General features: G+C 70.4%; 19 protein-coding genes. 9 read left to right on the forward strand and 10 right to left on the reverse strand.

Annotation, left to right across the window (positions count from 1 at the left end):
- Positions 1-9: 9 nt before the first annotated feature.
- Complete coding sequence (locus OVA26_RS07180; RefSeq protein ID WP_268103595.1) at positions 10-1,542, forward strand: APC family permease; 1,533 nt, start codon at positions 10-12, stop codon at positions 1,540-1,542.
- A 36-nt stretch (positions 1,543-1,578) separates the two neighbouring features.
- Here OVA26_RS07180 and OVA26_RS07185 read toward each other — a convergent pair whose 3' ends face one another.
- Complete coding sequence (locus OVA26_RS07185) at positions 1,579-2,562, reverse strand: asparaginase (protein ID WP_268103596.1); 984 nt, start codon at positions 2,560-2,562, stop codon at positions 1,579-1,581.
- 124 nt (positions 2,563-2,686) lie between these two features.
- On the opposite strand from OVA26_RS07185, the gene OVA26_RS07190 reads away from it, so the two are divergent.
- Together OVA26_RS07190 and OVA26_RS07195 are read left to right on the forward strand one after the other, a co-directional pair.
- Positions 2,687-3,157: an OsmC family protein gene (locus tag OVA26_RS07190; RefSeq protein ID WP_268103597.1), complete on the forward strand. Its 471-nt coding sequence runs from the start codon at positions 2,687-2,689 to the stop codon at positions 3,155-3,157.
- 53 nt (positions 3,158-3,210) lie between these two features.
- Complete coding sequence (locus tag OVA26_RS07195) at positions 3,211-3,690, forward strand: hypothetical protein (RefSeq protein ID WP_268103598.1); 480 nt, start codon at positions 3,211-3,213, stop codon at positions 3,688-3,690.
- 95 nt (positions 3,691-3,785) lie between these two features.
- Here the strand turns inward: OVA26_RS07195 and glpK are convergent, their stop codons facing one another.
- The 3 genes from glpK to OVA26_RS07210 all read right to left on the reverse strand — a co-directional run bounded on the left by glpK (position 3,786) and on the right by OVA26_RS07210 (position 7,980).
- A complete protein-coding gene (gene glpK, locus OVA26_RS07200; protein WP_074694199.1) occupies positions 3,786-5,297 on the reverse strand; it encodes a glycerol kinase GlpK in 1,512 nt (503 codons plus the stop codon).
- A gap of 87 nt (positions 5,298-5,384) precedes the next feature.
- Positions 5,385-6,140, reverse strand: coding sequence for an MIP/aquaporin family protein (locus OVA26_RS07205; RefSeq protein WP_074694200.1), 756 nt, complete (start codon positions 6,138-6,140; stop codon positions 5,385-5,387).
- 121 nt (positions 6,141-6,261) lie between these two features.
- Complete coding sequence (locus OVA26_RS07210; RefSeq protein WP_268103599.1) at positions 6,262-7,980, reverse strand: glycerol-3-phosphate dehydrogenase/oxidase; 1,719 nt, start codon at positions 7,978-7,980, stop codon at positions 6,262-6,264.
- A 112-nt stretch (positions 7,981-8,092) separates the two neighbouring features.
- Here OVA26_RS07210 and OVA26_RS07215 point away from each other — a divergent pair, with 112 nt between their 5' ends.
- Complete coding sequence (locus OVA26_RS07215) at positions 8,093-9,058, forward strand: sugar-binding transcriptional regulator (RefSeq protein ID WP_056227175.1); 966 nt, start codon at positions 8,093-8,095, stop codon at positions 9,056-9,058.
- Positions 9,059-9,076: 18 nt separating this feature from the next.
- Here OVA26_RS07215 and dhaM read toward each other — a convergent pair whose 3' ends face one another.
- From dhaM to OVA26_RS07235, 4 genes are all read right to left on the reverse strand, one after another.
- Complete coding sequence (gene dhaM / locus OVA26_RS07220) at positions 9,077-9,808, reverse strand: dihydroxyacetone kinase phosphoryl donor subunit DhaM (RefSeq protein WP_268103600.1); 732 nt, start codon at positions 9,806-9,808, stop codon at positions 9,077-9,079.
- Entirely contained in the window at positions 9,805-10,440 is a 636-nt protein-coding gene (dhaL, locus tag OVA26_RS07225; protein WP_268103601.1) for a dihydroxyacetone kinase subunit DhaL, read from the reverse strand. The genes dhaM and dhaL overlap by 4 nt, the downstream gene beginning before the upstream one ends.
- A complete protein-coding gene (dhaK, locus tag OVA26_RS07230) occupies positions 10,437-11,432 on the reverse strand; it encodes a dihydroxyacetone kinase subunit DhaK (protein ID WP_268103602.1) in 996 nt (331 codons plus the stop codon). The genes dhaL and dhaK overlap by 4 nt, the downstream gene beginning before the upstream one ends.
- Before the next feature lie 102 nt (positions 11,433-11,534).
- Positions 11,535-12,236: a lysophospholipid acyltransferase family protein gene (locus OVA26_RS07235; protein ID WP_143017802.1), complete on the reverse strand. Its 702-nt coding sequence runs from the start codon at positions 12,234-12,236 to the stop codon at positions 11,535-11,537.
- Between the two features lie 204 nt (positions 12,237-12,440).
- Between OVA26_RS07235 and OVA26_RS07240 the strand changes: the two genes are divergently transcribed.
- A complete protein-coding gene (locus tag OVA26_RS07240; RefSeq protein ID WP_268103603.1) occupies positions 12,441-13,433 on the forward strand; it encodes an FKBP-type peptidyl-prolyl cis-trans isomerase in 993 nt (330 codons plus the stop codon).
- Between the two features lie 13 nt (positions 13,434-13,446).
- A complete protein-coding gene (gene dxr / locus OVA26_RS07245; RefSeq protein ID WP_268103604.1) occupies positions 13,447-14,529 on the forward strand; it encodes a 1-deoxy-D-xylulose-5-phosphate reductoisomerase in 1,083 nt (360 codons plus the stop codon).
- Between the two features lie 211 nt (positions 14,530-14,740).
- Here dxr and OVA26_RS07250 read toward each other — a convergent pair whose 3' ends face one another.
- A complete protein-coding gene (locus OVA26_RS07250; protein ID WP_268103606.1) occupies positions 14,741-16,405 on the reverse strand; it encodes a Mur ligase family protein in 1,665 nt (554 codons plus the stop codon).
- A gap of 87 nt (positions 16,406-16,492) precedes the next feature.
- Between OVA26_RS07250 and OVA26_RS07255 the strand changes: the two genes are divergently transcribed.
- Positions 16,493-17,809 (forward strand): M50 family metallopeptidase, encoded by a 1,317-nt coding sequence (locus OVA26_RS07255; RefSeq protein ID WP_268103607.1) that lies wholly within the window; start codon positions 16,493-16,495, stop codon positions 17,807-17,809.
- A 144-nt stretch (positions 17,810-17,953) separates the two neighbouring features.
- Here OVA26_RS07255 and OVA26_RS07260 read toward each other — a convergent pair whose 3' ends face one another.
- On the reverse strand, positions 17,954-19,933 hold the full coding sequence (locus OVA26_RS07260) for an anthranilate synthase family protein (RefSeq protein WP_268103608.1): 1,980 nt from the start codon (positions 19,931-19,933) through the stop codon (positions 17,954-17,956).
- Positions 19,934-20,175: 242 nt separating this feature from the next.
- Here OVA26_RS07260 and ispG point away from each other — a divergent pair, with 242 nt between their 5' ends.
- Both ispG and OVA26_RS07270 read left to right on the forward strand, forming a co-directional pair.
- Positions 20,176-21,306: a flavodoxin-dependent (E)-4-hydroxy-3-methylbut-2-enyl-diphosphate synthase gene (gene ispG / locus OVA26_RS07265; protein ID WP_056228466.1), complete on the forward strand. Its 1,131-nt coding sequence runs from the start codon at positions 20,176-20,178 to the stop codon at positions 21,304-21,306.
- A 75-nt stretch (positions 21,307-21,381) separates the two neighbouring features.
- Positions 21,382-22,569, forward strand: a complete 1,188-nt coding sequence (locus OVA26_RS07270; RefSeq protein WP_268103609.1) for a benzoate/H(+) symporter BenE family transporter — start codon at positions 21,382-21,384, stop codon at positions 22,567-22,569.
- Positions 22,570-22,608 lie beyond the last annotated feature (39 nt).

Below are 22,608 nucleotides of genomic sequence, written 5' to 3' on the forward strand. Positions count from 1 at the left end.
GTTCGGCATATGACCTCCGCACCCGAACGGACGGCCGGCAAAGGCCTGGCCACTGGCACCCTGGGCCTGTGGGGCTCGACCGTGATCGGTCTGGCATCCACCGCACCGGTGTATTCCCTCGTCGCAACTCTCGGCTTCGTCGTCCTCGCAGTGGGGGCGTCGGCGCCCATCGCGTTCGTGCTGGCCTTCATCCCGATGCTGTTCATCGCCTTCGCCTACCGCGAGCTGAACAACGAGATGCCCGACTGCGGCACCACTTTCACGTGGGGGACGAAGGCGTTCGGCCCCTGGGTCGGGTGGATGGGGGGCTGGGGTGTCGCCGTCGCCGGAATGGTGGTGCTCGCCAACCTGTCGCAGATCGCCGGCATCTACCTGTGGTCGCTCATCGGTGACGGTTCCCTCGCCGAGAACGTGCCGCTCGTCACGGTGACAGGTGTGGCCTTCATCGCCGCGATGACCTACGTGAGCTACCGCGGAGTCGAGATCGGGGAGCGGATCCAGAACATCCTGCTCGCGGTGCAGTACCTCGTGCTGGCCCTCTTCGTGGTGCTGGCGCTGTGGAAGTTCTTCGACGGGACGGCGCCGAACCCCACCCCCTTCGATCTCGCGTGGTTCAACCCCTTCGGGTTCACGGATTGGAGCGGATTCACCGAGGCCGTCCTGCTCGCGCTGTTCATCTACTGGGGGTGGGACACCTGCCTGGCGCTCAACGAAGAGACCAAGGACTCCAAGCGCATCCCGGGCCGCGCCGCGCTCCTGACCACCGTCATCCTGCTCGGCACCTACGTCACGGTGACGGTGGCGGCGATGATGTACGCCGGTGTCGGAGAAGAAGGATCGGGGCTGGCCAATCCCGCCAACGCCGACGACGTGTTCCTCGCGCTCAAGGACGACCTATTCGGCCCGTTCGGGTGGGTCCTGATCGTCGCCGTGCTCATCTCGGCGGTGTCGTCGACGCAGACCACGATCCTCCCCACCGCGCGGGGAACGCTCGCGATGGCCGCCTACAAGGCGCTGCCGCACCGCTTCCAGACGGTGCACCCCCGCTTCCGCACGCCGTCCTTCTCGACGCTGGTGATGGGCGTCGTGGCGAGCGTCTACTACGTCGGCATGACGATCATCAGCGACAACATCCTGCAGGACTCGATCCTGTCGCTCGGGCTCGCGATCGCTTTCTACTACGCGATGACGGGGTACGCCTGCGTGTGGTTCTACCGACGCGAGCTGTTCTCGTCGGCGAAGAACCTCGTCTACCGCGGCATCCTGCCCCTTTTGGGAGCCCTCATGCTGACGTACGCCTTCGTGCAGTCGGCCGTCGACATGTACCACCCCGAGTACGGCAACACCGTGCTCCTCGGCATCGGCGGCACCTTCGTCGTCGGTATCGGGGCGCTGGCGATCGGGGTCGTGCTGATGGTGCTCTGGTACCTGTTCCCGGGATCGAAGCCGTTCTTCCGCGGCGAGAGCCTCAACCGCGAGACCGAGGTGCTCGTCCCGGACGAGCCGATCGCCCACCCGCGCTCGGTCGACGGGGGCATCTGAACGGCCCCTGCACCGTGGAGGGGCGGGGCGTCGGGGTCAGACCGCGGAGCGGATCGAACCGACTTCGCGACCGCCGCCCAGGATCGACAGCGAGAGCTGCGCCACGGTGTCGTCGACCGCCGCGGCGGTGAGAGCCCCGACCCTCTCGAGCAGGCGCAACGCGACGACATGCCCGGCGCGATTCGAGCCGTCGAGCATCTTGAGGGCGACCGTGGTGCCGTCGGGGGCGGTCATGACCTGCACGCCCTCGGCGCCCATCTTCGAGAAGACCCCGAGGCGTTCGATGACGATCGTGTCGGGCCGGCCGGGGCCGTCGATGGTCCACGGGTGCTCGCGCACGGCGCGCACGAGGGTTCCGGCGCTGCGGTGCAGAGCGAAGGGGGAGCGCTCCGACGACGTCGCGATGCGCTGGATGGCCCGTGCGAGACCGACGAGGCTCATGGCGTAGACGGGGGCTCCGCAGCCGTCGATCGCCGTCGTGGTCATGCGCTCACCCACGAGACGTTCGATGACCTCGCGGATGTGCGCCTGCAGCGGATGCTGCGGATCGAGGTAGTCGCCCGTGCTCCAGCCGTTCGCCACGCAGGTCAGGAGCATCGCGGCGTGCTTGCCCGAGCAGTTCATGCGCAGCGGCGAGAGCGCGGCGTGATCACGCACCATCTCGTCGCGTGACGCGGTGTCGGCGGGCCAGGCCGCCGGGCACCCGAGGTCATCTTCGGTGAGGCCGGCGGACTGCAGGATGCCGCGAGCCACCTCGGCGTGGCGCTCGGTGCCCGCGTGGCTCGCCATCGAGATCGCGAGACGCTCGTCGGCGAGCTCGGCGCCCGCCGAGAGACACGCCAGCGCCTGCAGGGGCTTCATGCTCGAGCGGGGGAGGAAGAGCGCGCTCGCATCGCCGAGGGTCAGCTTCTCGGACCCGTCGGGGGCGAGGACAACGGCGACGCCGTAGTGGCGGGATTCGACGAAATCGTTGCGGTCGACGACGGCGAGTTCGACGGAGGCGGGGGGCGTAGCGGGCATCCGTCCATCGTATCGCGGGGCCTGTTCTGGACCCGGCGCGTGAGTCGCCGGAAATTGTCGCTCTCCGAGAAGCGAAGCGACGAATCTCGGCGACTCACGCGGGGAGGAGGGGCAGACTGGGGACATGAACGGAGAGCACCACTACCGCCTGCGCTCGACCTGGACCGGCGATCTGGGCACGGGAACGAGCGGCTATCGCGACTACGAGCGGGCCGTGACCCTCGAGGTCGACGGGAAGCCCGCCATCGCGGCATCCGCCGACAAGCCCTTCCGCGGCGACCCCGCCAAGTGGAACCCCGAAGAACTGCTGATCGCGGCGTTGAGCGAGTGCCACCTGCTGTCGTACCTTTACGCGTGCGTGAAGGTGGGCGTCGTGGTCACCGGTTACGAGGACGACGCCTCGGGCACCCTGCAGGAGGACGGCAACGGCGGGGGAGCGTTCACCGAGGTCGTGCTGCGCCCGCGCGTCCGCGTGGCGGACGAGTCGATGATCGAGGCGGCGCGCGCGGCCCACCGCCAGGCGCGCGAGTGGTGCTTCATCGCCAACTCGGTCAACTTCCCGGTTCGGCACGAGCCCGAGGTGACCGCGAACTGAGCACGCCGCGTCGCGCATACGAGGAGCATGCGGCGGCGTCGTACAGTGAGCCCATGCAGCTCGAACCCGCCCTGCGCCGTCTCGACCGGATCGCGGGAGGCCGCCAGGCCGATCATCGCGTTCCCGTCTCCGTCGATCCGAAGGTCCGCCGGGCGTTCCGTGCGATCACCCTCTTGCTCGCGGCCGGTTTCGTCCTCGGCGTGGCCACGGTCGTCATCGCCCTGGTGATGACCGCGAACGGCGACGACGTCGGCTTCGCGGTCTGGATGCGCTGTCTCGTGGTGCTGGCGATCACGACGACCCTGTTCTACTTCCTCTGGCGCGCCCGCGCGGGGTGGTACTGGGCGTTCCGCCGCCTGCAGCTGTTCAGCCGGATCTTCCCGGTCGTCGCGCTCGTGCTCGCGGCGATCCCGGGGCTCTACCCGTTCTGGGTGGTCACCGAGCAGATCCTCTTCGCGATCCTCCTCATCGGCGTCTCGGACTACCTCCAGTCCGACGCCGTCCGGGCGGCATACCCCAAGCCGCAGCGCTGAGTCCTCGGCATCCGGATGCCAGGAACCCGGCGCCCCGCGAACGACGCACCCCCGCCGGCGCGAGGCCGACGGGGGTGCGTTCGTGAGGAGCGGGATCAGCGCACGTCGTCGTCGATCCAGTCCATCGACTTGGTGACGGCCTTCTTCCACAGGCGCAACTCGCGCTCGCGCTCGCCGTCGTCCATGTTGGGCTCCCAGCGCTTGTCTTCCTGCCAGTTGGCGCGCAGGTCGTCGAGGTTGTCCCAGAAGCCGACCGCGAGGCCCGCGGCGTACGCGGCACCCAGGGCGGTGGTCTCGGCGACGACCGGGCGCACCACGGGCACGCCGAGGATGTCGGCCTGGAACTGCATGAGCGCGTCGTTGGCGGTCATGCCGCCGTCGACCTTGAGCTCGGCCAGGTCGACGCCGGAGTCGGCGTTGACGGCGTCGAGCACCTCGCGCGACTGGAAGGCGGTCGCCTCCAGGGCGGCGCGGGCGATGTGGCCGCGGTTGACGTAGCGCGTCATGCCGACGATCGCGCCGCGGGCGTCGGGACGCCAGTAGGGCGCGAACAGACCCGAGAACGCCGGGACGAAGTACACGCCGCCGTTGTCGTCCACGCTCTCGGCCAGCTTCTCGACCTCGGGAGCCGAGGAGATGATGCCGAGCTGATCGCGCAGCCACTGGATGAGCGAGCCGGTGACGGCGATCGATCCCTCGAGCGCGTAGCGGGCGGGCTGGTCGCCGAGCTTGTAGCCCAGCGTCGTGAGCAGACCGTTCTTCGAGTGGACGATCTCTTCGCCCGTCTGGAAGATGAGGAAGTTGCCCGTGCCGTAGGTGTTCTTGCTCTCACCCGGATCGAAGGCCGCCTGGCCGAAGGTCGCGGCCTGCTGGTCGCCCAGGATGCCGGCGATCGGCGTCTCGCGCAGCAGCGACGAGGACTCGACGGTGCCGTAGACCTCGGAGGAGGAGCGGATCTCGGGGAGCATCGAGGCCGGTACGCCGAAATCGGCGAGGATGTCCTCGCGCCACGACAGCGTCTCGAGGTCCATGAACAGCGTGCGGCTGGCGTTGGTGACGTCGGTCGCGTGCACGCCGCCGTCGATGCCGCCGGTCAGGTTCCACAGCACCCAGGTGTCGGTCGTGCCGAAGAGCAGGTCTCCGGCCTCGGCCTTCTCGCGGGCTCCGTCGACGTTCTCGAGGATCCAGACGATCTTGGTGCCCGAGAAGTAGGTCGCCAGCGGCAGACCGACGATGCTCTTGTAGCGCTCCGGGTCGCCGTCAGCGAGACGGTCGACGATCGACTGCGTGCGCGTGTCCTGCCAGACGATGGCGTTGTACACGGGCTTGCCGGTGTTCTTGTCCCAGACCACCGCGGTCTCGCGCTGGTTGGTGATGCCGACGGCGGCGATGTCGTGGCGGGTGATGTCGGCGCGGCTGAGGGCCAGGCCGATCACCTCCTGGGTGTTGCGCCAGATCTCGGCGGGGTCGTGCTCGACCCATCCCGCGCGCGGGAAGATCTGCTCGTGCTCCTTCTGTCCGACGGAGACGACGCTCCCGGACTTGTCGAAGATCATCGCGCGCGTCGAGGTCGTGCCCTGGTCGATGGCGAGGACGTAGTCGGCCATGGATGGACTCCTTTGTCTGAATTCAGTGAACGGGTGAAGAGGTGGAGAAGAGGGGCGGGGGCGCCGGGCGACGCCCCCGCCGAGGTGTTACTTGCCGAGGCCGAGGAGCACGGGGGCCAGCAGACCCGCGAGCAGACCACCGACGAGGGGGCCGGCGACCGGAACCCAGGCGTAGCCCCAGTCGCTCGAACCCTTGCCCTTGATGGGGAGGATCGCGTGGGCGATGCGGGGGCCGAGGTCACGGGCCGGGTTGATCGCGTAACCGGTCGGGCCGCCGAGGGAGGCGCCGATACCGACGACGAGCAGGGCCACGGGGACGGCCGCGAGGCCGCCGATGCCGCCCGGGACGCCGATGTCGGCCACGCCGTAGTCGCCGAAGCCGAAGATCACGAACACCAGGACGAAGGTGGCGATGACCTCGGTGAGGAAGTTGAAGCCGTACGAGCGGATCGCGGGACCGGTCGAGAACACGCCGAGCTTGGCGGCGGGGTCGGGCTCGTCGTCGAAGTGCTGCTTGTACGACGCCCAGGCGAGCACGGCGCCGATGATGGCGCCGACCATCTGCGCGGCCACGGCCACGAGGAACTGGACGAAGGCGATCTTGCCGGCGACCAGGAGGCCGATCGAGACGGCGGGGTTCAGCTGAGCGCCGGAGTACGCGGAGACGATGACACCGGCGAAGACCGCCAGGCCCCAACCCCAGTTGACCATCAGGGTGCCGCCGGCGTTGCCCTTGGTCTTGGCGAGGGCCACGTTGGCGACCACGCCACAGCCCAACAGGATGAGCATCGCGGTGCCGACGACCTCCGAGAGGAAGTACAGCCCCAGGTTCACTTCTTGCATGTCGTCATCGACCTTTCTTTCGTCACCCGGACACCTTCGGCTCGGGCGGTAGTGCGGCTCGGTGCTCCGAACCTACGGCTCACGTGCGGGCGCGCAACAGGTGGCGCGCCCGCACGTTCTCTCAGATTCGGGCCACTCCGGCCTGTGCCAGGTCGACACGGTGGGCGGAGCGGAGAATCTCAGTAGTACGGGCCACTTCTTCGTCGACGCGCGCGGAGTCCCATCCGAGGGGCTCGGCGACGGCCTCGGCGACCTCCTGCAGGGTGCGCTCGGTCATGCCGCCGACGAACGCCAGGTGCGTGCGGCGCAGCAGCACATCGATCAGGTGCACGACCTGCTCGTTCTCGGCGATGAACGCGAGCTCCTCGCGGAAGTACCCGGCGGCGTCGGGAACCGGCGTCGGCTCGGCGGGCAGGGCGGCGAGGATCGCGTCGGCGCGGGTGCCGTAGCGCTCCAGCATCGCTTCGACGAGCTCCGCGGAGTGCGCATTCGTGCGCGCGGCGATCCAGCGGCGACGCTGCTCGGGCGTGGCGGGGAAGCCTGCCCCGCCGCCGATGGGCAGGCCCTGGGTGCTGACGCGGTGGGGGCGGCGCAGCTTCTGCAGTGTCTTCATGCTGAGGTGCTCGGCGAGAGCGCGGAAGGTGGTCCACTTGCCGCCGACGAGGCTCATGGCGGGGACGCCCGCGACCTCGTCCTCGACGATGCGGTAGTCGCGCGAGACGAAGCCGGGGGCGGTGTCGTCGTGGCGGGGGAGCGGGCGAATGCCCGAGAACGTGTAGACGATCTGCGAGCGGTCCACGCCGATGGTGGGGAAGACGTGGCCGATGAGGTCGAAGAAGTACTCGATCTCGTCGTCGGTGCACACGACCGGCTTCGAGGGATCGGCGTCGATGTCGGTGGTGCCGACCAGGACGCGGTCCTTCAGGGGGTAGATGAGGACGATGCGGCCGTCGGAGTGCTCGAAGAAGATCTCGCGACCACCGGTGGCGGCGAGCAGCTCGGGGTTGTCGAGGACGATGTGCGAGCCCTTGGTGCCGCCCATGAATTTCGTGTCGAGGCCCATCGCCTGGTTGGCCAGGTCGGTCCAGGGCCCGGCCGTGTTGAGGACGACCTTCGCCTTGACGCTGAACTCTTCGCCGGACACCTCGTCGCGCACGCGCACGCCGTTCGCGTCGGCGCCGACGGCTGAGACGTAGTTGACGGCCTGGGTGCGGCCCGCGCCGGCCTCGATGCCGTCGCGCAGCACGTCGAGGGCGATGCGCTCGGGGTCGTGCATCGAGGCGTCGAAGTAGGTCGCGGTGTAGGCGAGGTCGGGGTTGAGCTTGGGTAGCTCGGACAGCGACTTCTTCTTGCCGAGGAAGGTGTGACGGGGAACCGACCCGCCGTCGCGCGAGAAGGTGTCGTACATGATCAGGCCGACCTTGATGAGCAGCGCACCGCGCTCATTGGGCTTGCCGCGACCGTGCGTCACGAGGAGGCGGAAGGGCGCCGACAGGATGCCGGAGAACGTCTTGTAGATCGGGATCGTCGTCTCGAGCGGCTTGACGTAGTGGGGCGCGGTCTTGAGCAGGTCGTTGCGCTCGGTGACCGCCTCCTTCACGAGGCGGAACTCGCCGTTCTCGAGGTAGCGGATGCCGCCGTGCACCATGTGGCTGGAGGCCGAGGAGGCGCCGGAGACGAAGTCGCCGCGCTCCACGAGCGCGACGCTCACGCCCTGGAGGGCGAGGTCGCGGAGGGTGGCGAGGCCGTTGATGCCCCCTCCGATAATGAGGACGTCGAGGTTCTCGGCGTCGCGGAGCGCCTGGACGTCGGCGCGGAGCGGAGTAGCGGGGGACGACATGTCGACTGCGACCTTTCGTTGTTGGTACGACGATCACAATGCGCTTGTCTGCACGTTGTTGCAAGCCCCTTGAACAAACGTGCAGAATAGTGTTCATGAAGGTAACCGGACGGTGGTGACGCAGGCCGAGGAGCGCTCCCGTGACGCCCTGCGCGCGGCGCAGCTCTACTACATGCAGGACCTCACGATGGATGCCATCGCACACGAGATGAGGGTCTCGCGCTCATCGGTGTCGCGTCTGCTCCAGCACGCCCGCGACGTCGGCCTCGTCACGATCTCGATCAGCCCGCCCGACGACGCCCGAGGGCAGATGGCCCAGCGCATCGCCGATCGCTTCGGCATCACGGCGCACGTCGTGCCCACGCCCCCGCGCACCTCCGAGGCCGAGCGGCTCGAGCGCACGGCGTTGACCGCCGCGCGCATCCTGGCGGAGCGCGTCGAGTCGTCGATGACGATCGGGGTGGCCTGGGGGTCGACCCTCTCGGCCGTGGCCCGCCACGTCCCCCAGAAGGACGTCCACGACACCCACATCGTGCAGATGAACGGCGCGGCCAACGTGCGCACCTCGGGCATCCCGTACGCGGGCGAGATCCTGTCGAAGTTCGGCGCGGCCTGGTCGTCGTCCGTGCACCAATTCCCGGTGCCCGCGCTGTTCGACGACCCCCTCACCAAGCAGTCGATGTGGCGGGAGCGCTCGGTGCGTTCGGTGCTCGAGATCCAGCAGCGCGTCGGCCTGTTCGTCTTCGGGCTCGGCTCCCCGCACGCCGACGTGCCCTCCCACGTCTACAGCGGCGACTACTTCGACGAGCGGGACCGCGCGGTCATCGAGCGCGAGGGCGTGGTCGGCGACTGCGCCACCGTGTTCTACCGCGCCGACGGCTCGAGCGACATCCCCGAGCTCAACGCCCGCTCGAGCGGGCCGGACCTCGACACCGTGCGGCGCATTCCCCGTCGTTTCTGCGTGGTGTCGAGCCTCTCCAAGCTCGACGGCCTGCGCGGCGCGCTGGCCGCCGACCTCGTCACCGAGCTGGTGGTCGAGGAGTCCCTCGCGCGCCGCCTGCTCAGCGTCACGCGCTGACGCGCTCGACCGCCCCCGTCATCTTTCGCCGAACCCGTCGGCGATGAGAGCGTGCAGCTCGTCGAGCGCCGCACGTGCGTCGGGGCCCGAGGCGCTCACGCGGACGCGCGCACCCTGCCGCACGCCCAGCGCCATCAGGGCGAGCAGGCTCCGCCCCGACACCTCGTCGGATCCGGTCTCGAGGTCGGCGATGCGCACCTCGGCATCGTGGCGCGAGGCGGCCTTGACGAAGGTCGCGGCCGGACGCGCGTGCAGGCCCGAGGGATTGGTCACGACGGCCTCGAACGACAGCGACTGATCCTCCGACGCCTTCTCCGCACCCTGCGGAATGGATGCCGACTCCCCGGCGTCGTCGCCCAGCTGACTCGCCTTCGCTCCCGCGGCGGTGGCGCACTCCCGGGACACGGTCTCGAGGTCCGCCCCGCCCGCGGCGGTCACCACGGCCGCCACGAGACCCTCCACGAAGGGGGCGGGGCTCAGGCGCACACGGTCCGGCGCCGCGACGAACTCGAGGGCCGTCTCGGCGCTGAGGATCGCGGACCCGAGGTCCATCAGGACGAGGACGCCGTCCCCGGAGTCCGCCTCGTCGATCGCGGCGGCGATGGCCACGGCATCCGTTCCGAGATCGTCGTCGGGGCCGCCGGCCGCGACGCGGACCTCGGGCGGATTCGCCCCGCCCATCTGCAGGGCTAGATGCACGGCGGCCTCGGCGAGGGCGCGGGAGTGCGAGACGGCGACGATCCCGATCACGCGGCTCCCGCCAGGGTGTCGCGCAGGGCTTCGAGCAGCAGGGTCGCCGAGGTGGCGCCCGGATCGAGGTGTCCGGCGCTGCGCTCGCCGAGGTAGCTCGCCCGGCCCTTGCGCGCGACCAGCGGTTCGGTCGCATCGCGCCCACGGGCCGCGGCGTCGGCTGCGGCGCGAGCGGCTTCAGCCGGGCCCTCAGCGGCCGCGGCGTCCCACGCGTCGAGGGCGGGGGAGAGGGCGTCGATCATCGTCTTGTCGCCCAGCTCGGCCTTGCCGCGGGTGACGACCCCCTCGACCCCGGCGCGCAGCGCGGCGCCGAGGGTCGCGGCATCCACCTCCGTCTCGGTGCCCAGCGCGGGGCCCATGCGCAGGAAGAGCGTGCCGTACAGCGGACCGCTCGCTCCGCCGACCGACGAGACGAGGGTCATGCCGACCGTCTTGAACAGGTCGGAGGGGCTCGCGGGAGCGGGATCGAGCTTGGCGACGACCGCGTCGAGACCGCGTGCCATGTTCGACCCGTGGTCGGCGTCGCCGATTTCGGAGTCGAGGCGCGTCAACTCGTCTTTGTGCGCGTGGACGGCGTCGCGGAACACGCGCACCCACGCGACGAGGTCGTCGGTCGAGACCGCCCCGCTCATGCGCCCCACCGCAGCCCCGGGGTCACGACGGGCGCATCCCACAGGCGCAGCATCTCGTCGTCGGCCTTCACGACGGTCACCGACGCGCCGGCCATGTCGAGGCTCGTGATGTAGTCGCCGATCAGGACGCGCTGGACGTCGACGCCGGCCTCGGCCAGCAGCGGCGCGATCTCTCCGTACAACAGGTACTGCTCGATCAGCGGGGTGCCGCCCAGGCCCGACAACAGCACGATCGCCGGTCCCACGGGCTCGCCGAAATCGTGCACGATCGGGTCGACCATGAGCTTCGCGATCTCTCGAGCGGATGCCAGCTTCACGCGCGAGCGACCGGGTTCGCCGTGGATGCCGACACCGACCTCCATCTCGTCGTCGGGGAGCTCGAAGGTGGGGCGACCCGCGGCGGGGACGGTGCAGCTCGTGAGAGCCACGCCCATCGACCGGCCAGCGGCCGAGACGCGACGCGCGAGCTCGGCGACCGCCGCGAGGTCAGCCCCTTCTTCGGCGAGGGCGCCGACGATCTTCTCGAGGATGACGGTGGTACCCGTTCCACGGCGACCCGCGGTCCAGGTCGAATCGGTCACGGCGACGTCATCGGCCACGACGACCGATTCCACCTGCACGCCCTCGGCCGCGGCGAGCTCCGCCGCCATCTCGAAATTGAGGACGTCTCCGGTGTAGTTCTTCACGATGTGCAGCACGCCCGCGCCCGAGTCGACCGCCTGCGTGGCGGCGAGCACCTGGTCGGGAGTGGGGGAGGTGAACACCTCTCCGGCGGCCGCGGCATCGAGCATTCCCCGCCCGACGAAACCGCCGTGCATCGGCTCGTGCCCCGATCCGCCGCCGGACACCAGCGCGACCTTGCCCGACCGCGTCGGCTCCGCGCGCAGGATGACCCGGTTCTCGGCATCCACCCGCACGTCCGGATGAGCGACCTGGATGCCGCGGAGGGCCTCGGCCAGGACGTCGGCGGGGTCGTTGACGAACTTCTTCACGGTGCCTCCTCGTTGTGGCGACGACGGTTCGGGCCGTCGGTTTCGACCCTGCTCGCAGGTCGCCGTTCCGTCAAGGAGGAAAAGCCGGTGAGACGCGGGCGCTCAGAGCCGCTCGTGGGGGAGGACCTGCTTGATGCGCTCGATCGGGTTCTGCGCCGGAGCCTCGTTGTAGGCGTTCGCGAGCTCCTGCTCGCTCAAGGCGTGGATCGCGGCCATGATCTCGTCGGTGGCGCCACGGCGCGCGCGGCCCGAGGAAGCGGCCCCGTGGGGGGAGAGATCGAGGGGGGCGCCGAAACGCACCGTGATGCGCTCCTTGGTCGTGGGGATCTTCGCGCCCACCGGCATGACCTTGTCGGTGCCGATGAGTCCTACCGGCACGACCGGGGCTCCGGTCTGCAGGGCGAGGAACGCGACCCCGGTCCGCCCCTTGTACAGGCGACCGTCGAGCGACCGCGTGCCCTCGGGGTAGAGCGCGACGGCGCGGCCGTCCTCGAGCAGGGCGCGCTGCTGGTCGAGGGCCTCGAGCGCCTTCTGGCCCGCGCCGCGCTCGACCGGGATGGCGCCGATCGCCGTGAAGAACTGACGCGACGCCCACTTCTCGAAGTAGGCCGACTTCGCCATGAAGTGCACCGGGCGGGGAGCGGCGACAGGGATGGCGATGGAGTCGATGAACGACAGGTGGTTGCTCGCGAAGATGACGGGGCCGATGCGCGGGACGTTCTCGCGGCCCTCGATGCGCGGGCGGTACACGGCACGCGCCAGGGGGGCGATGAGGAGACGTCCGAGGCGGTAGGTCGCGCCCATCTGCTCCGGCACGGTCACGGGGGTCTCGGCGGGCAGGTCGGAACTCACCCGTCGAGGCTACTCGCCGCCGCATGCCCGGGCGTGCATGGTGCGCGCGTGTACACGACGAACGCGCACGAGCGAGGACGCGCACCGGCCTCCCAGCCGCGGCAAAGCCGAATGCGCGAGGATGGGGTCTTCCCGTCTTGCTCCGAGAGGTCACCCGTGCGCTTCCGCCCGATCGCTTCCCTGTCCGTCGTCGCCGCCGCGGCCCTGCTGCTGGCCGGATGCTCCGGCACGCCCGACGAGGCGTCGACGCCCGACGCGAGCGGGTCGGCCGACGCGGGACAGTGCCAGAGTGCGCTCGCCGACGCCCCGGCCCCCGACGGTCTCGTCGTGTCGGGAGACTTCCAGTCGAAGGTCAGCGTCACCCTTCCCGACGGCTACAACCCCACCGCCCTGCAGCGCACGACCCTCGTCGAGGGCACGGGCCAGCAGGTGAAGGCCGGCGACGTCCTCAAGGCGAACTTCACGCTGATCGACACCGCCTCCGGCGCCGTCCAGCTGCAGACGCTCGACACCGAGCCGAACGGCATGGACACGCTCATCTCGCCCCAGCAGATCTTCGGCGCCGCCCTCGAGTGCGCCCCCCTCGGGTCGCGCACCGTCTCGTCGTTCCCCGCCGGCACGCTCGGCGAGGGCTCGCCCGCCTTCGTCCTGGTCGCCGACTCGATCTCCGAGCTGCCGGCCCGCGCCGAGGGCACCGAGGTCGCTCCCGTCGACGGCATGCCCGCGGTGACGTTCGACGACAACGGCGCCCCCACCACCACGACCAACGCCGACGGCAAGCAGATGCTGCCCCAGCCGACGGCTCCGGCGCCCACCGAGGTCCGCATCGAGAACCTGCGCCAGGGCGCGGGCGAGGTCGTGAACCCGGGCGATCAGGTCATCGTGCAGTACACGGGCGCGCTCTACGACAGCGGTCAGGTCTTCGACTCCAGCTGGCAGCGCGGGACCCCGGCCCAGTTCGTCACCAACCAGGTCGTCGACGGGTTCCGCCAGGCGCTCGAGGGGCAGACCGTCGGCTCGCAGGTCGTCGTCGTCATCCCGCCCGCCGCGGGCTACGGCGACAAGGCCCAGGGCGACATCCCCGCGAACTCGACCCTCTTCTTCGTCGTCGACATCCTCGGGGTCCAGCACGCCGACATGGCGGGCTAAGTAGGCTGAGGGAATGCGCCGCGTCCTCATCCTCGGTTCCACCGGTTCGATCGGAACGCAGGCGCTCGACGTCATCGCGAACAACGCCGACCGATTCGAGGTCGTCGGACTCGCCGCCGGCACCGATCGCGCCGGCGTCGAGTCCCAGGCCGCGGCCTTCGGCGTCGAGCACACGGCCCTCGGCGCGGTCGAGGCGGAGCAGCTCGTCCGCGACGTCGAGGCCGACGTGGTGCTCAACGGCATCACCGGATCGGTCGGGCTCGGCCCCACGATCGCCGCGCTCGAAGCGGGGCGCACCCTCGCGCTCGCCAACAAGGAGTCGTTGATCGTCGGCGGCGACCTCGTCACCGCCCTCGCCGCGCCGGGGCAGATCGTGCCCGTCGATTCGGAGCACTCCGCGATCGCGCAGGCGCTGCGATCCGGTCACGCCGGCGAGGTGCGTCGGCTCGTGCTCACGGCATCCGGAGGCCCTTTCCGAGGACGCTCGCGGGACGAGCTGCAGAACGTCACCCCCGCCGAAGCCCTCGCTCACCCGACGTGGGACATGGGGCGCGTCGTCACGACGAACTCGGCCACCCTCGTCAACAAAGGGCTCGAGGTGATCGAAGCGCACCTGCTCTTCAACGTGCCGTACGACCGCATCGCCGTGACCGTCCATCCGCAGTCGATCGTGCACTCCATGGTGGAGTTCGTCGACGGCTCGACCATCGCCCAGGCGTCGCCGCCCGACATGCGGCTCCCCATCTCGCTGGGGCTCGACTGGCCGAACCGGATCTCGGGTGTCGGGGCCCCGCTCGACTGGACCCGCGCCTCGGAGTGGACGTTCGAGCCGCTCGACGAGAAGGCCTTCGGCTCGGTGGCCCTCGCGAAACAGGTCGGCCGGGCCGGGGCGACCTACCCCGCCGTCTTCAACGCCGCCAACGAACAAGCCGTCGACGCATTCCACGAGGGACGGTTGGGTTTCCTCGAGATCGTCGAACTGATCGAACGCGTGGTCGACCGCCACGAGCCGCCCACGACGCTCACCCGCGAGTCCCTCGCCGAGGCCGAGGCCTGGGCGCGTCGCACGGCCGACGCGCTCATCGCCGCGCGCTGAGGCGGGCCGGGCGGCGGGTTCGACGAGCTCAGCCCCCTCGTGATGGGAGAGGTCCCCGAGCCTGTCGAAGGGGCCCGCGCGTGCGCTGACCCCCGCGGGCTCGGCCCCTCGTAGTGGCAGGTCCCCGAGGGTCAAGCCCTGCGGCTCACCCTCCTCGTCTGGAGGGCCCCTGAGCCGGGCCAGGGGGACGGGATGTCGCGTTACCCGCGCCTCAGGCCGGGAAGTCCACCGGACGCTCGGGGTCGGACGACGGGGTGCTGTCGGTCGGGTAGGGCACGGGCCACTGCGGGTCGGGCACGGGCCACCCGGCCGCGCGCAGGGCGCGACGCGACAGCTCGCGCGCCGAGTAGGGCGTGCGCACCCCGCGGATGTCGCGGTAGTCCTGGTGACCGGGGCCGGCCCAGAGGATCGCGTCGCCCTCGCCGACGAGCTTCACGGCCTCGAGGATCGCGCGCTCGGGCGGCGTGAACTCGAGGATCTCGGCATCCGGTCGCGCCCGGCGCGCCCCCTCGACGAGGACCTCGCGGATCGTGTCGGGGTTCTCGTGACGGGGGTGGTGGTCGGTGACGACGAGGATGTCGCTGCCCTCGACCGCCGTGCGGCCCATGTCGTGGCGTTTCGTGGCGTCGCGGTCGCCGTCGGCGCCGAACACCATGACGACCTTGCCCGGGGTCACCCGACGGACCGCGGCGAGCGTCTTCTCGAACGCGTCGGGGGAGTGACCGAAGTCGACGTAGACCGCGGGGCCCTCGGCCCCCGAGACGAGCTGCGTGCGGCCAGGGAGCGAGGCCTCGATGTGCGAGCCGTCGAGGGTGCTGTAGAGGTGCTCCCAGGTGTAGCCGACCTCGAGGAGCATGACGATCGCGAGACCGGCGTTGGCGGCCATGTGGCGGCCGATCACCGGGACGACGGTGGTCAACGAGCGACCCTTGCCGTCGCTCAGGGTGAACTCGGTGCCCTCCTGGCGTTCGTCGACGATGTCGACGGTCCAATCGGCGGATGCCGCGGCGGCGGCGTCTTCGCTGATGGCGGGGGTCGCGATAGTCACGACCGGGATCTCGGCGCGGGCGGCGATCTCGGCGCCGGGCGCCGAATCGAGGCAGACGACACCGCGGCGGGCGCGGTCGGGGCGGAAGAGGGGGAGCTTCGCCTCGAAGTATTCGCGCATGTCCGCGTAGTCGTCGAGGTGGTCGTGCGTGAGGTTGGTGAACCCCGCGACGTCGAACATCAGCCCGTCGACGCGGTGACGGGTCAGCGCCTGGGCGCTCACCTCGACCGCGACCGCCTGCACGCCGCGTTCGCGCATGAGCGCGAGGAGAGCGTGGAACTCGGAGGCTTCGGGGGTGGTCAGGCGCGAGACGATGACCTCGCCCGCGATGTGCCGCTCGGCCGTGGACGACAGCCCGGTCACGACGCCGAGCTGGTCGAGGATCCCCTCGAGCAGGTGCGAGACGCTGGTCTTGCCGTTGGTGCCCGTGGTGGCCAGCAGCTGGGGGAGCTGGTCGTCGGGACCGGTGCCGTAGACCCACGCAGAGAGCTCGCCGAGGAGCGCGCGGGGATCGTCGACGACGACGATCGGAAGACCCGCGGGACCGGCGATCTCGGCGCCTGCGGCGTCGGTGATGACGGCGACCGCACCGCGTGCGGCGGCGGTGGGCGCGAACTCCGCACCGTGCCGGTTGACGCCGCGGATGGCGACGAAGGCCTCGCCTGCGCGCAGGTCGGCGGTGGCCAGCGTGATGCCGGTGAGAGTCGTGCCGTCGACGTCTCCGACGGTGCGCACGCCGTAGCGTCGGGCGAGTTCGGCGAGGTCGCGTCGCGGCGGGTTCTCCGGTCGGAGGACGGGCGGCAGGTTCGAGGGGGCGTCGGAGGGCATCGGGACCATTCTCTCATCCGGCGTCGCACAGGCACCGCATCGCAGCCGCACGGGCGGTTCAAAGGCGTCCGGCGGTATCGTCGGCGGGTGACTGCGATCGCGTTCCTCATCGGCGTCATCGTGCTCGTGCTCGGCCTGGCCGTCTCGATCGCGCTGCACGAAGTCGGGCATCTGCTGCCCGCCAAGCTCTTCGGCGTGCGCGTCGGCCAGTACATGATCGGCTTCGGTCCGACGCTCTGGTCCAAGCGGATCGGCGAGACGGAGTACGGCTTCAAGGCCCTGCCCCTGGGTGGTTTCATCTCGATGGCGGGCATGTACCCGCCGGCTCCCGACGACGCCAAGCCCGGCACCAAGCGCTCGCGCTTCTTCGCGACGATGATCCAGGACGCCCGCGACGCCAACGCCGAGACCCTCATCGCCTCCGATGACCGCGTGTTCTACAAACTGCCCGTCTACAAGCGGATCATCGTGATGCTCGGCGGGCCCGTGATGAACCTCGTCCTCGCCGTCGTGCTCTTCACGATCGCCCTCAGCGGCATCGGCATCCAGCAGGGCACCACGACCGTCGCCTCCGTCTCGCAGTGCGTCATCCCCGCGAGCCAGAACCGCACCGACTGCACCCCGAGCGATCCCGTCGCTCCCGCGGCCGCCGCGGGGATCCAGCCGGGGGACGAGTTCGTCTCGATCGACGGCACGCCGGTGTCGACGTTCGCCGAGGCGGCGGCGATCATCCAGCGCTCTCCCGGGCAGCAGCTGTCGGTGGTCATCGACCGCGACGGCGCGCAGCGCACCGTGCAGTTCACCCCCGCGACCACCGACAAGGCCGTCACCGATGCGAACGGACGGCCCGTGGTCGACGCGTCGGGTGCGACCGAGTACCAGACGGTCGGTTTCGCCGGGATCAGCCCGCAGAGCGCTCTCGTCCGCCAGCCGATCGGGACGAGCCTTCAGGCGACGGGCCAGTACATCGGCTCGGTCGCGCAGATCGTGTCGCAGTTCCCCGTCCGCATCTACGAGGTCGCCGTCGACACCCTCAGCGGTCAGCCCCGCGACGCGAACAGCCCCATGAGCGTGGTGGGGGCGGGCCGTCTCGCCGGTGAGATCGCCGCCGTCGACGCGCCGATCCTCGACCGCGTGCAGACCATGATCACCCTGTTGGGCGGTCTGAACATCGCCCTCTTCGTCTTCAACCTCATCCCGCTGCTCCCGCTCGACGGCGGCCATGTCGTGGTCGCGCTGTGGGACGGCATCAAGAGGCAGATCGCGCGCCTGCGCGGCAAAGTCGCCCGGCCGGTGGATGCCACGAAGCTCGTGCCCGTGACGTTCGTCGTCGTGGTGCTTCTGGTCGCGACCGGCGGTGTGCTGTTCCTCGCGGACATCTTCAACCCGGTGCAGCTGCTCTAGGCGCGCGCTCGCGGTTCGAAGGTCCCTGAGCATGACGAAGGGTCCGGGGGCCGCGAGGGCCGGTGACTTCGACACGCTCAGCCACCTCGGTTCAGGCTCCGCCGCCTCGCCGCGGAGGTTCCCGAGCGCCTCCGAGAGCGCGGGTCAGAGCGCGTGGGCGATCAGACGTTCCAGCGTGCGCATGCCGTCGCGCGACAGGATCGACTCGAGGTGACCCTGCACGCTCGCGAATCCGGGCCCGCGCAGGGCGTAGACGTCGCCGGTTTCGGAATCGGCCGCGACCTCCGCGGGGATGTCGATGCGCCCCTCGGGCAGGGGGAGCGCGGGGCTCGTCGCTTCTCCGTTCGCGGTGATCGATTCGACGAAGATCCCCCGCTCGGTCGTCCCCGGAGCCACGCGCGCCGTGAACGTGTTGTAGAAACCGATGGAGGCGCTCTCGCCGAACACGTCGACGCTCTTCTGCAGGCCCTGGTGCGGCTGTGCGAGAGGGGCGAGGTCGATGCCGAGCTGGTCCGCGAGGATCTGATGGCTCAGGCACACGGCGAGGAGCGGAGCGTGACGGAAGAGCCGCCGCGAGACCACTCGCCGCATCGCCGTCATGCGGGGGCTGTCGTCGCGCGGGTCGCCGGGCCCGGGACCCGAGACGACCAGGTCGGCGGCGTCGATCTCGTCGTCCGTCGCCTCCGACCATGGCACGATGCGGGTGTCCAGGCCCAGGTGACGCAGCTGGTGCGCGAGCATCGTGGTGAAGCGGTCCTCGGCATCCACCACTAGCGCCGTACGGCCTGCGAAGGGGCCCGATCCGTCGGGGTCCTGCGGGTTCATCCAGAACGGCGCGAGACGGTCGTTGCGCGAGGTCAGCAGTTCGGCGATCGCGGGGTCTTCGGCCAACGGCCGGCGGGCCGCGGCCGGAGCGTCGGGGTCGGCGTCGGCCGGAACGGCGGGAGCATCCCGCGGGATCGCTCCGATGGCGCCGAGCACGCCCGCCGCCTTTCCGTGGGTCTCGCCCACCTCGCCCTCGGGATCGGAGTGGCGCACGAGGGTCGCGCCCACGGGGACGCGCAGTCGCCCGTCGACCAGGTACGCCGTGCGGATGAGGATCGGCGCGTCGAGGTCGTGCGTGGGGCCCTCGGTCGAGCCGTTCGGGGTGAACAGCGCCGCGACACCGGAGTAGTACCCGCGGGGGGCGGTCTCGTGGCGGGCGATCACCGTGCACGCGTTCTGCATGGGCGAGCCGGTCACGGTGGGGGCGAACATCGTCTCGCGCAGGATGTCGCGGGGGTCGAGGTCGCTCGAGCCGCGCAGCATGTACTCGGTGTGCGTGAGCCGTGACATCTCTTTGAGGTGCGGCCCGGTGATCCGACCGCCGTCGCTGCAGACGGCGCTCATCATCTTCAGCTCTTCGTCGACGACCATGAAGAGCTCTTCGGTCTCTTTCGTCGAGCGCAGGAACTCCGCGAGGGTCTCGGCCGTCGCGCCTCCCGCCGGGTGACGGAAGGTGCCCGAGATCGGGTTCATCGTGACGACGCCATCCTTGGCGCTCACGTGCGCCTCGGGGCTCGCGCCCACCGCGATGTGATCGTCGGTGACGACAGCGAAGGTCCAGTACGCGCCCTTCTCGTGCTCGAGCAACGCGCGGAACCACGTCAGAGCGGCGATCCGGGGGTCGGCGTCGACGCCGGCGACGAAGTCGCGACGGATCACGAAGTTCGCCCCCTCGCCGCGGCCGATCTCGTCGGCGATCACGCGGCGCACGATGCGGGCGTAGTCCTCGTCGCTGATGTCGAAGCTGGCGTCCGTCAACGGCACGGGGGAGGAGGGGAGGGATGCCATGGCCTCCGCCCGTGGCAGGGACACGCGGTCGCCGATCACCAGACAGCGCAGCGGGGCCCCGTCGTCGTGGCACACGAAGCCGCGCTCGCGCACCTGTCGGTACGGGACGAGCGCGAGCACCTCGCGGGCGACGCCGTCGGCATCCGTCAACGGGATGTCGGCGAGCAGCTCCACGTCGACGACGTCTCCAGTGAGGACCTCGACGGTCGCCCCGTCACGGGCGATGAGGGCGAAGGGGGCGGAACCTGCGGCGAGGTCCGAGAGCAGGGAAAAGGGGTCGAGCCCGGTCATCGAGATGTCTTTCCGTCTGTGCTGAACGAGGTTCCGTCGCGGCCGCCGAAAACACGAAGACCGCCGGATTCCCCAGGGGGAGGGCGGTCTGTTGCATGCGTGCGCACCGCCTAAACGATGGGCCACCAGGATGTGTGAGCGCGCATGGCGCCGAACCTACCACAGCAGCCTTTCGGCACCGGTTCAGGCGCCGTGCGGTGAGGGCGGCGTAGGCTGAGCCCGTGCCTGCTGTGAACCTCGGAATGCCCCGTGTGCCGGAGACCCTCGCGCCCCGTCGCAAGACCCGCCAGATCCGGGTCGGCAAGGTGCTCGTCGGTGGCGACGCTCCCGTCAGCGTCCAGTCGATGACCACGACGCCCACCACCAACATCAACGCCACGCTGCAGCAGATCGCCGAGCTCACGGCATCCGGATGCGAGATCGTGCGCGTCGCCGTGCCGTCGCAGGACGACGCCGACGTGCTGCACATCATCGCGAAGAAGAGCCAGATCCCGGTCATCGCCGACATCCACTTCCAACCGAAGTACGTCTTCCAGGCGATCGACGCCGGCTGCGGCGCGGTGCGCGTGAACCCGGGCAACATCCGTAAGTTCGACGACCAGGTCGGCGCGATCGCCAAGGCCGCGAAAGACGCCGGCGTCTCGCTGCGCATCGGCGTCAACGCCGGCTCGCTTGACCGCCGTCTGCTCGAGAAGTACGGCAAGGCCACGCCCGAAGCCCTCGTCGAGAGCGCCGTGTGGGAGGCCTCGCTGTTCGAAGAGCACGACTTCCACGACTTCAAGATCTCGGTCAAGCACAACGACCCGATCGTCATGGTGAAGGCCTACCGTCTGCTCGCCGAGCGGGGCGACTGGCCCCTGCACCTCGGCGTGACCGAGGCCGGACCCGCGTTCCAGGGCACGATCAAGAGCGCCACGGCGTTCGGCATCCTGCTGTCCGAGGGTATCGGCGACACCATCCGCGTGTCGCTCTCGGCCCCTCCGGCCGAAGAGGTCAAGGTCGGCCACCAGATCCTGCAGTCGCTGAACCTCCGCGAACGCAAGCTCGAGATCGTCTCGTGCCCCTCGTGCGGTCGCGCCCAGGTCGACGTCTACACGCTCGCCGACGACGTGACCGAGGGCCTGAAGGACATGACCGTTCCGCTGCGCGTGGCCGTCATGGGCTGCGTCGTCAACGGACCCGGCGAGGCGCGCGACGCCGACCTGGGTGTGGCCTCGGGTAACGGCAAGGGTCAGATCTTCGTCAAGGGCGAGGTCGTCAAGACCGTGCCCGAGAGCGAGATCGTGGCGACGCTGATCGCCGAGGCGAACCGTCTGGCGGCCGAGATGGGCCCCGACGCCGCCACCGGGACCGCGCAGGTCATCACCGCCTGACCGCTCCACCCGATGCGCTCGGCGCTCATCTGAGCGTCGGCGGTCGGCTTTTGTTCCGATAGCGTCGGAAGTCTCATGACCGAGACTGCACGCGCCTCCCTCGCCCGCCCGCTCATCGCCGGCGTGGTCACCGCCCTCGTCGGCTTCACCAGCACCTTCGCGGTGGTCCTCACGGGCCTGCGGGCGGTGGGTGCGACGCCGGCGCAGGCAGCGAGCGGACTGCTCGCCATCACGCTCGTCGTCGGGGTGGGCTGCATCGTGCTGGCCGGTCGCTACCGCATCCCCATCACCGTCGCCTGGTCGACCCCCGGCGTCGCGCTGCTCGCGGCGACCGGCGCCGTCGACGGCGGCTGGCCCGCGGTCGTGGGGGGCTTCCTCGTCTGCGCGGCACTGATCCTGTGCACGGCCCTGTTCCCGCCGCTCGGCGCGCTGATCGCCCGCATCCCTCCCTCGATCGCGCAGGCGATGCTCGCCGGCGTGCTGCTGCCGTTGTGCGTCGCGCCGTTCGTCGGGCTCGTCGACGACCCGTGGGGCGTGGCTCCCGTGCTGATCGTGTGGCTCGTGGCATCCCGTCTGCTTCCCCGGTGGGCCGTGCCGCTCGCCTTCGTCGCGGCGATCGCGGTGGTCGCGGTGGAGCTCACCCGCACGGGAGTGAACGCGGATGCCGCCTCGCTCCTGCCCCGGCTGGAGTTCACCACCCCCGCACTCACGGTCGGCGCGGTCGTGGGGGTCGCGTTGCCGCTGTTCGTGGTGACGATGGCGTCGCAGAACGTCCCCGGCGTCGCCGTGATGCGCAGCCTCGGCTACACGGTCCCCTGGCGTCCCGCGATGCTCGTCACCGGCCTCGGCTCCGCGGCCGCCGCCGGCTTCGGCGGGCACGTGATGAACCTGGGCGCGATCAGCGCGGCGATCGCCGCCGGTCCCGACTCGCACCCCGACCCGAAGCGGCGCTGGGTTGCCGGAGTATCGGCCGGGGGGACATACCTTGTGCTCGGCGCGCTGTCGGCGGCGTTCGCGGCGATCGTGCTGCTCGCCCCCGCCGGCGTCATCCCGGCGGTGGCCGGGGTGGCCCTGTTCGGCGCATTCGGCTCCGCCGTGCAGCAGGCCATCGACGACCCCGGAGAGCGGGTGCCGGCCGTGGTGACCTTCCTCGTGGCGGCATCCGGGATCGCGGTGTTCGGGGTGAGCGCGGCCTTCTGGGCCCTGCTGGCGGGACTCGTCGTGCGCGCCGTGCTGCACGTCGGAAGGCGTCGCGCCGCTTGATCAGGTTGACCAAGTGCGGTTGACCAGTGTCGGAGGTGG

It is taken from the genome of Microbacterium sp. SL62 (assembly GCF_026672635.1).
Taxonomy (GTDB): domain Bacteria; phylum Actinomycetota; class Actinomycetes; order Actinomycetales; family Microbacteriaceae; genus Microbacterium; species Microbacterium testaceum_A.

Bases quoted from the DNA above. Each gene is read 5' to 3' on its own strand.
- OVA26_RS07180 (WP_268103595.1), top strand. From the start codon at position 10: ATGACCTCCGCACCCGAACGGACGGCCGGCAAAGGCCTGGCCACTGGC.
- OVA26_RS07185 (WP_268103596.1), bottom strand. From the start codon at position 2,562: ATGCCCGCTACGCCCCCCGCCTCCGTCGAACTCGCCGTCGTCGACCGC.
- OVA26_RS07190 (WP_268103597.1), top strand. From the start codon at position 2,687: ATGAACGGAGAGCACCACTACCGCCTGCGCTCGACCTGGACCGGCGAT.
- OVA26_RS07195 (WP_268103598.1), top strand. From the start codon at position 3,211: ATGCAGCTCGAACCCGCCCTGCGCCGTCTCGACCGGATCGCGGGAGGC.
- glpK (WP_074694199.1), bottom strand. From the start codon at position 5,297: ATGGCCGACTACGTCCTCGCCATCGACCAGGGCACGACCTCGACGCGC.
- OVA26_RS07205 (WP_074694200.1), bottom strand. From the start codon at position 6,140: ATGCAAGAAGTGAACCTGGGGCTGTACTTCCTCTCGGAGGTCGTCGGC.
- OVA26_RS07210 (WP_268103599.1), bottom strand. From the start codon at position 7,980: ATGTCGTCCCCCGCTACTCCGCTCCGCGCCGACGTCCAGGCGCTCCGC.
- dhaL (WP_268103601.1), bottom strand. From the start codon at position 10,440: ATGAGCGGGGCGGTCTCGACCGACGACCTCGTCGCGTGGGTGCGCGTG.
- OVA26_RS07235 (WP_143017802.1), bottom strand. From the start codon at position 12,236: ATGGGCGCGACCTACCGCCTCGGACGTCTCCTCATCGCCCCCCTGGCG.
- dxr (WP_268103604.1), top strand. From the start codon at position 13,447: ATGCGCCGCGTCCTCATCCTCGGTTCCACCGGTTCGATCGGAACGCAG.
- OVA26_RS07250 (WP_268103606.1), bottom strand. From the start codon at position 16,405: ATGCCCTCCGACGCCCCCTCGAACCTGCCGCCCGTCCTCCGACCGGAG.
- OVA26_RS07260 (WP_268103608.1), bottom strand. From the start codon at position 19,933: ATGACCGGGCTCGACCCCTTTTCCCTGCTCTCGGACCTCGCCGCAGGT.
- ispG (WP_056228466.1), top strand. From the start codon at position 20,176: ATGCCCCGTGTGCCGGAGACCCTCGCGCCCCGTCGCAAGACCCGCCAG.
- OVA26_RS07270 (WP_268103609.1), top strand. From the start codon at position 21,382: ATGACCGAGACTGCACGCGCCTCCCTCGCCCGCCCGCTCATCGCCGGC.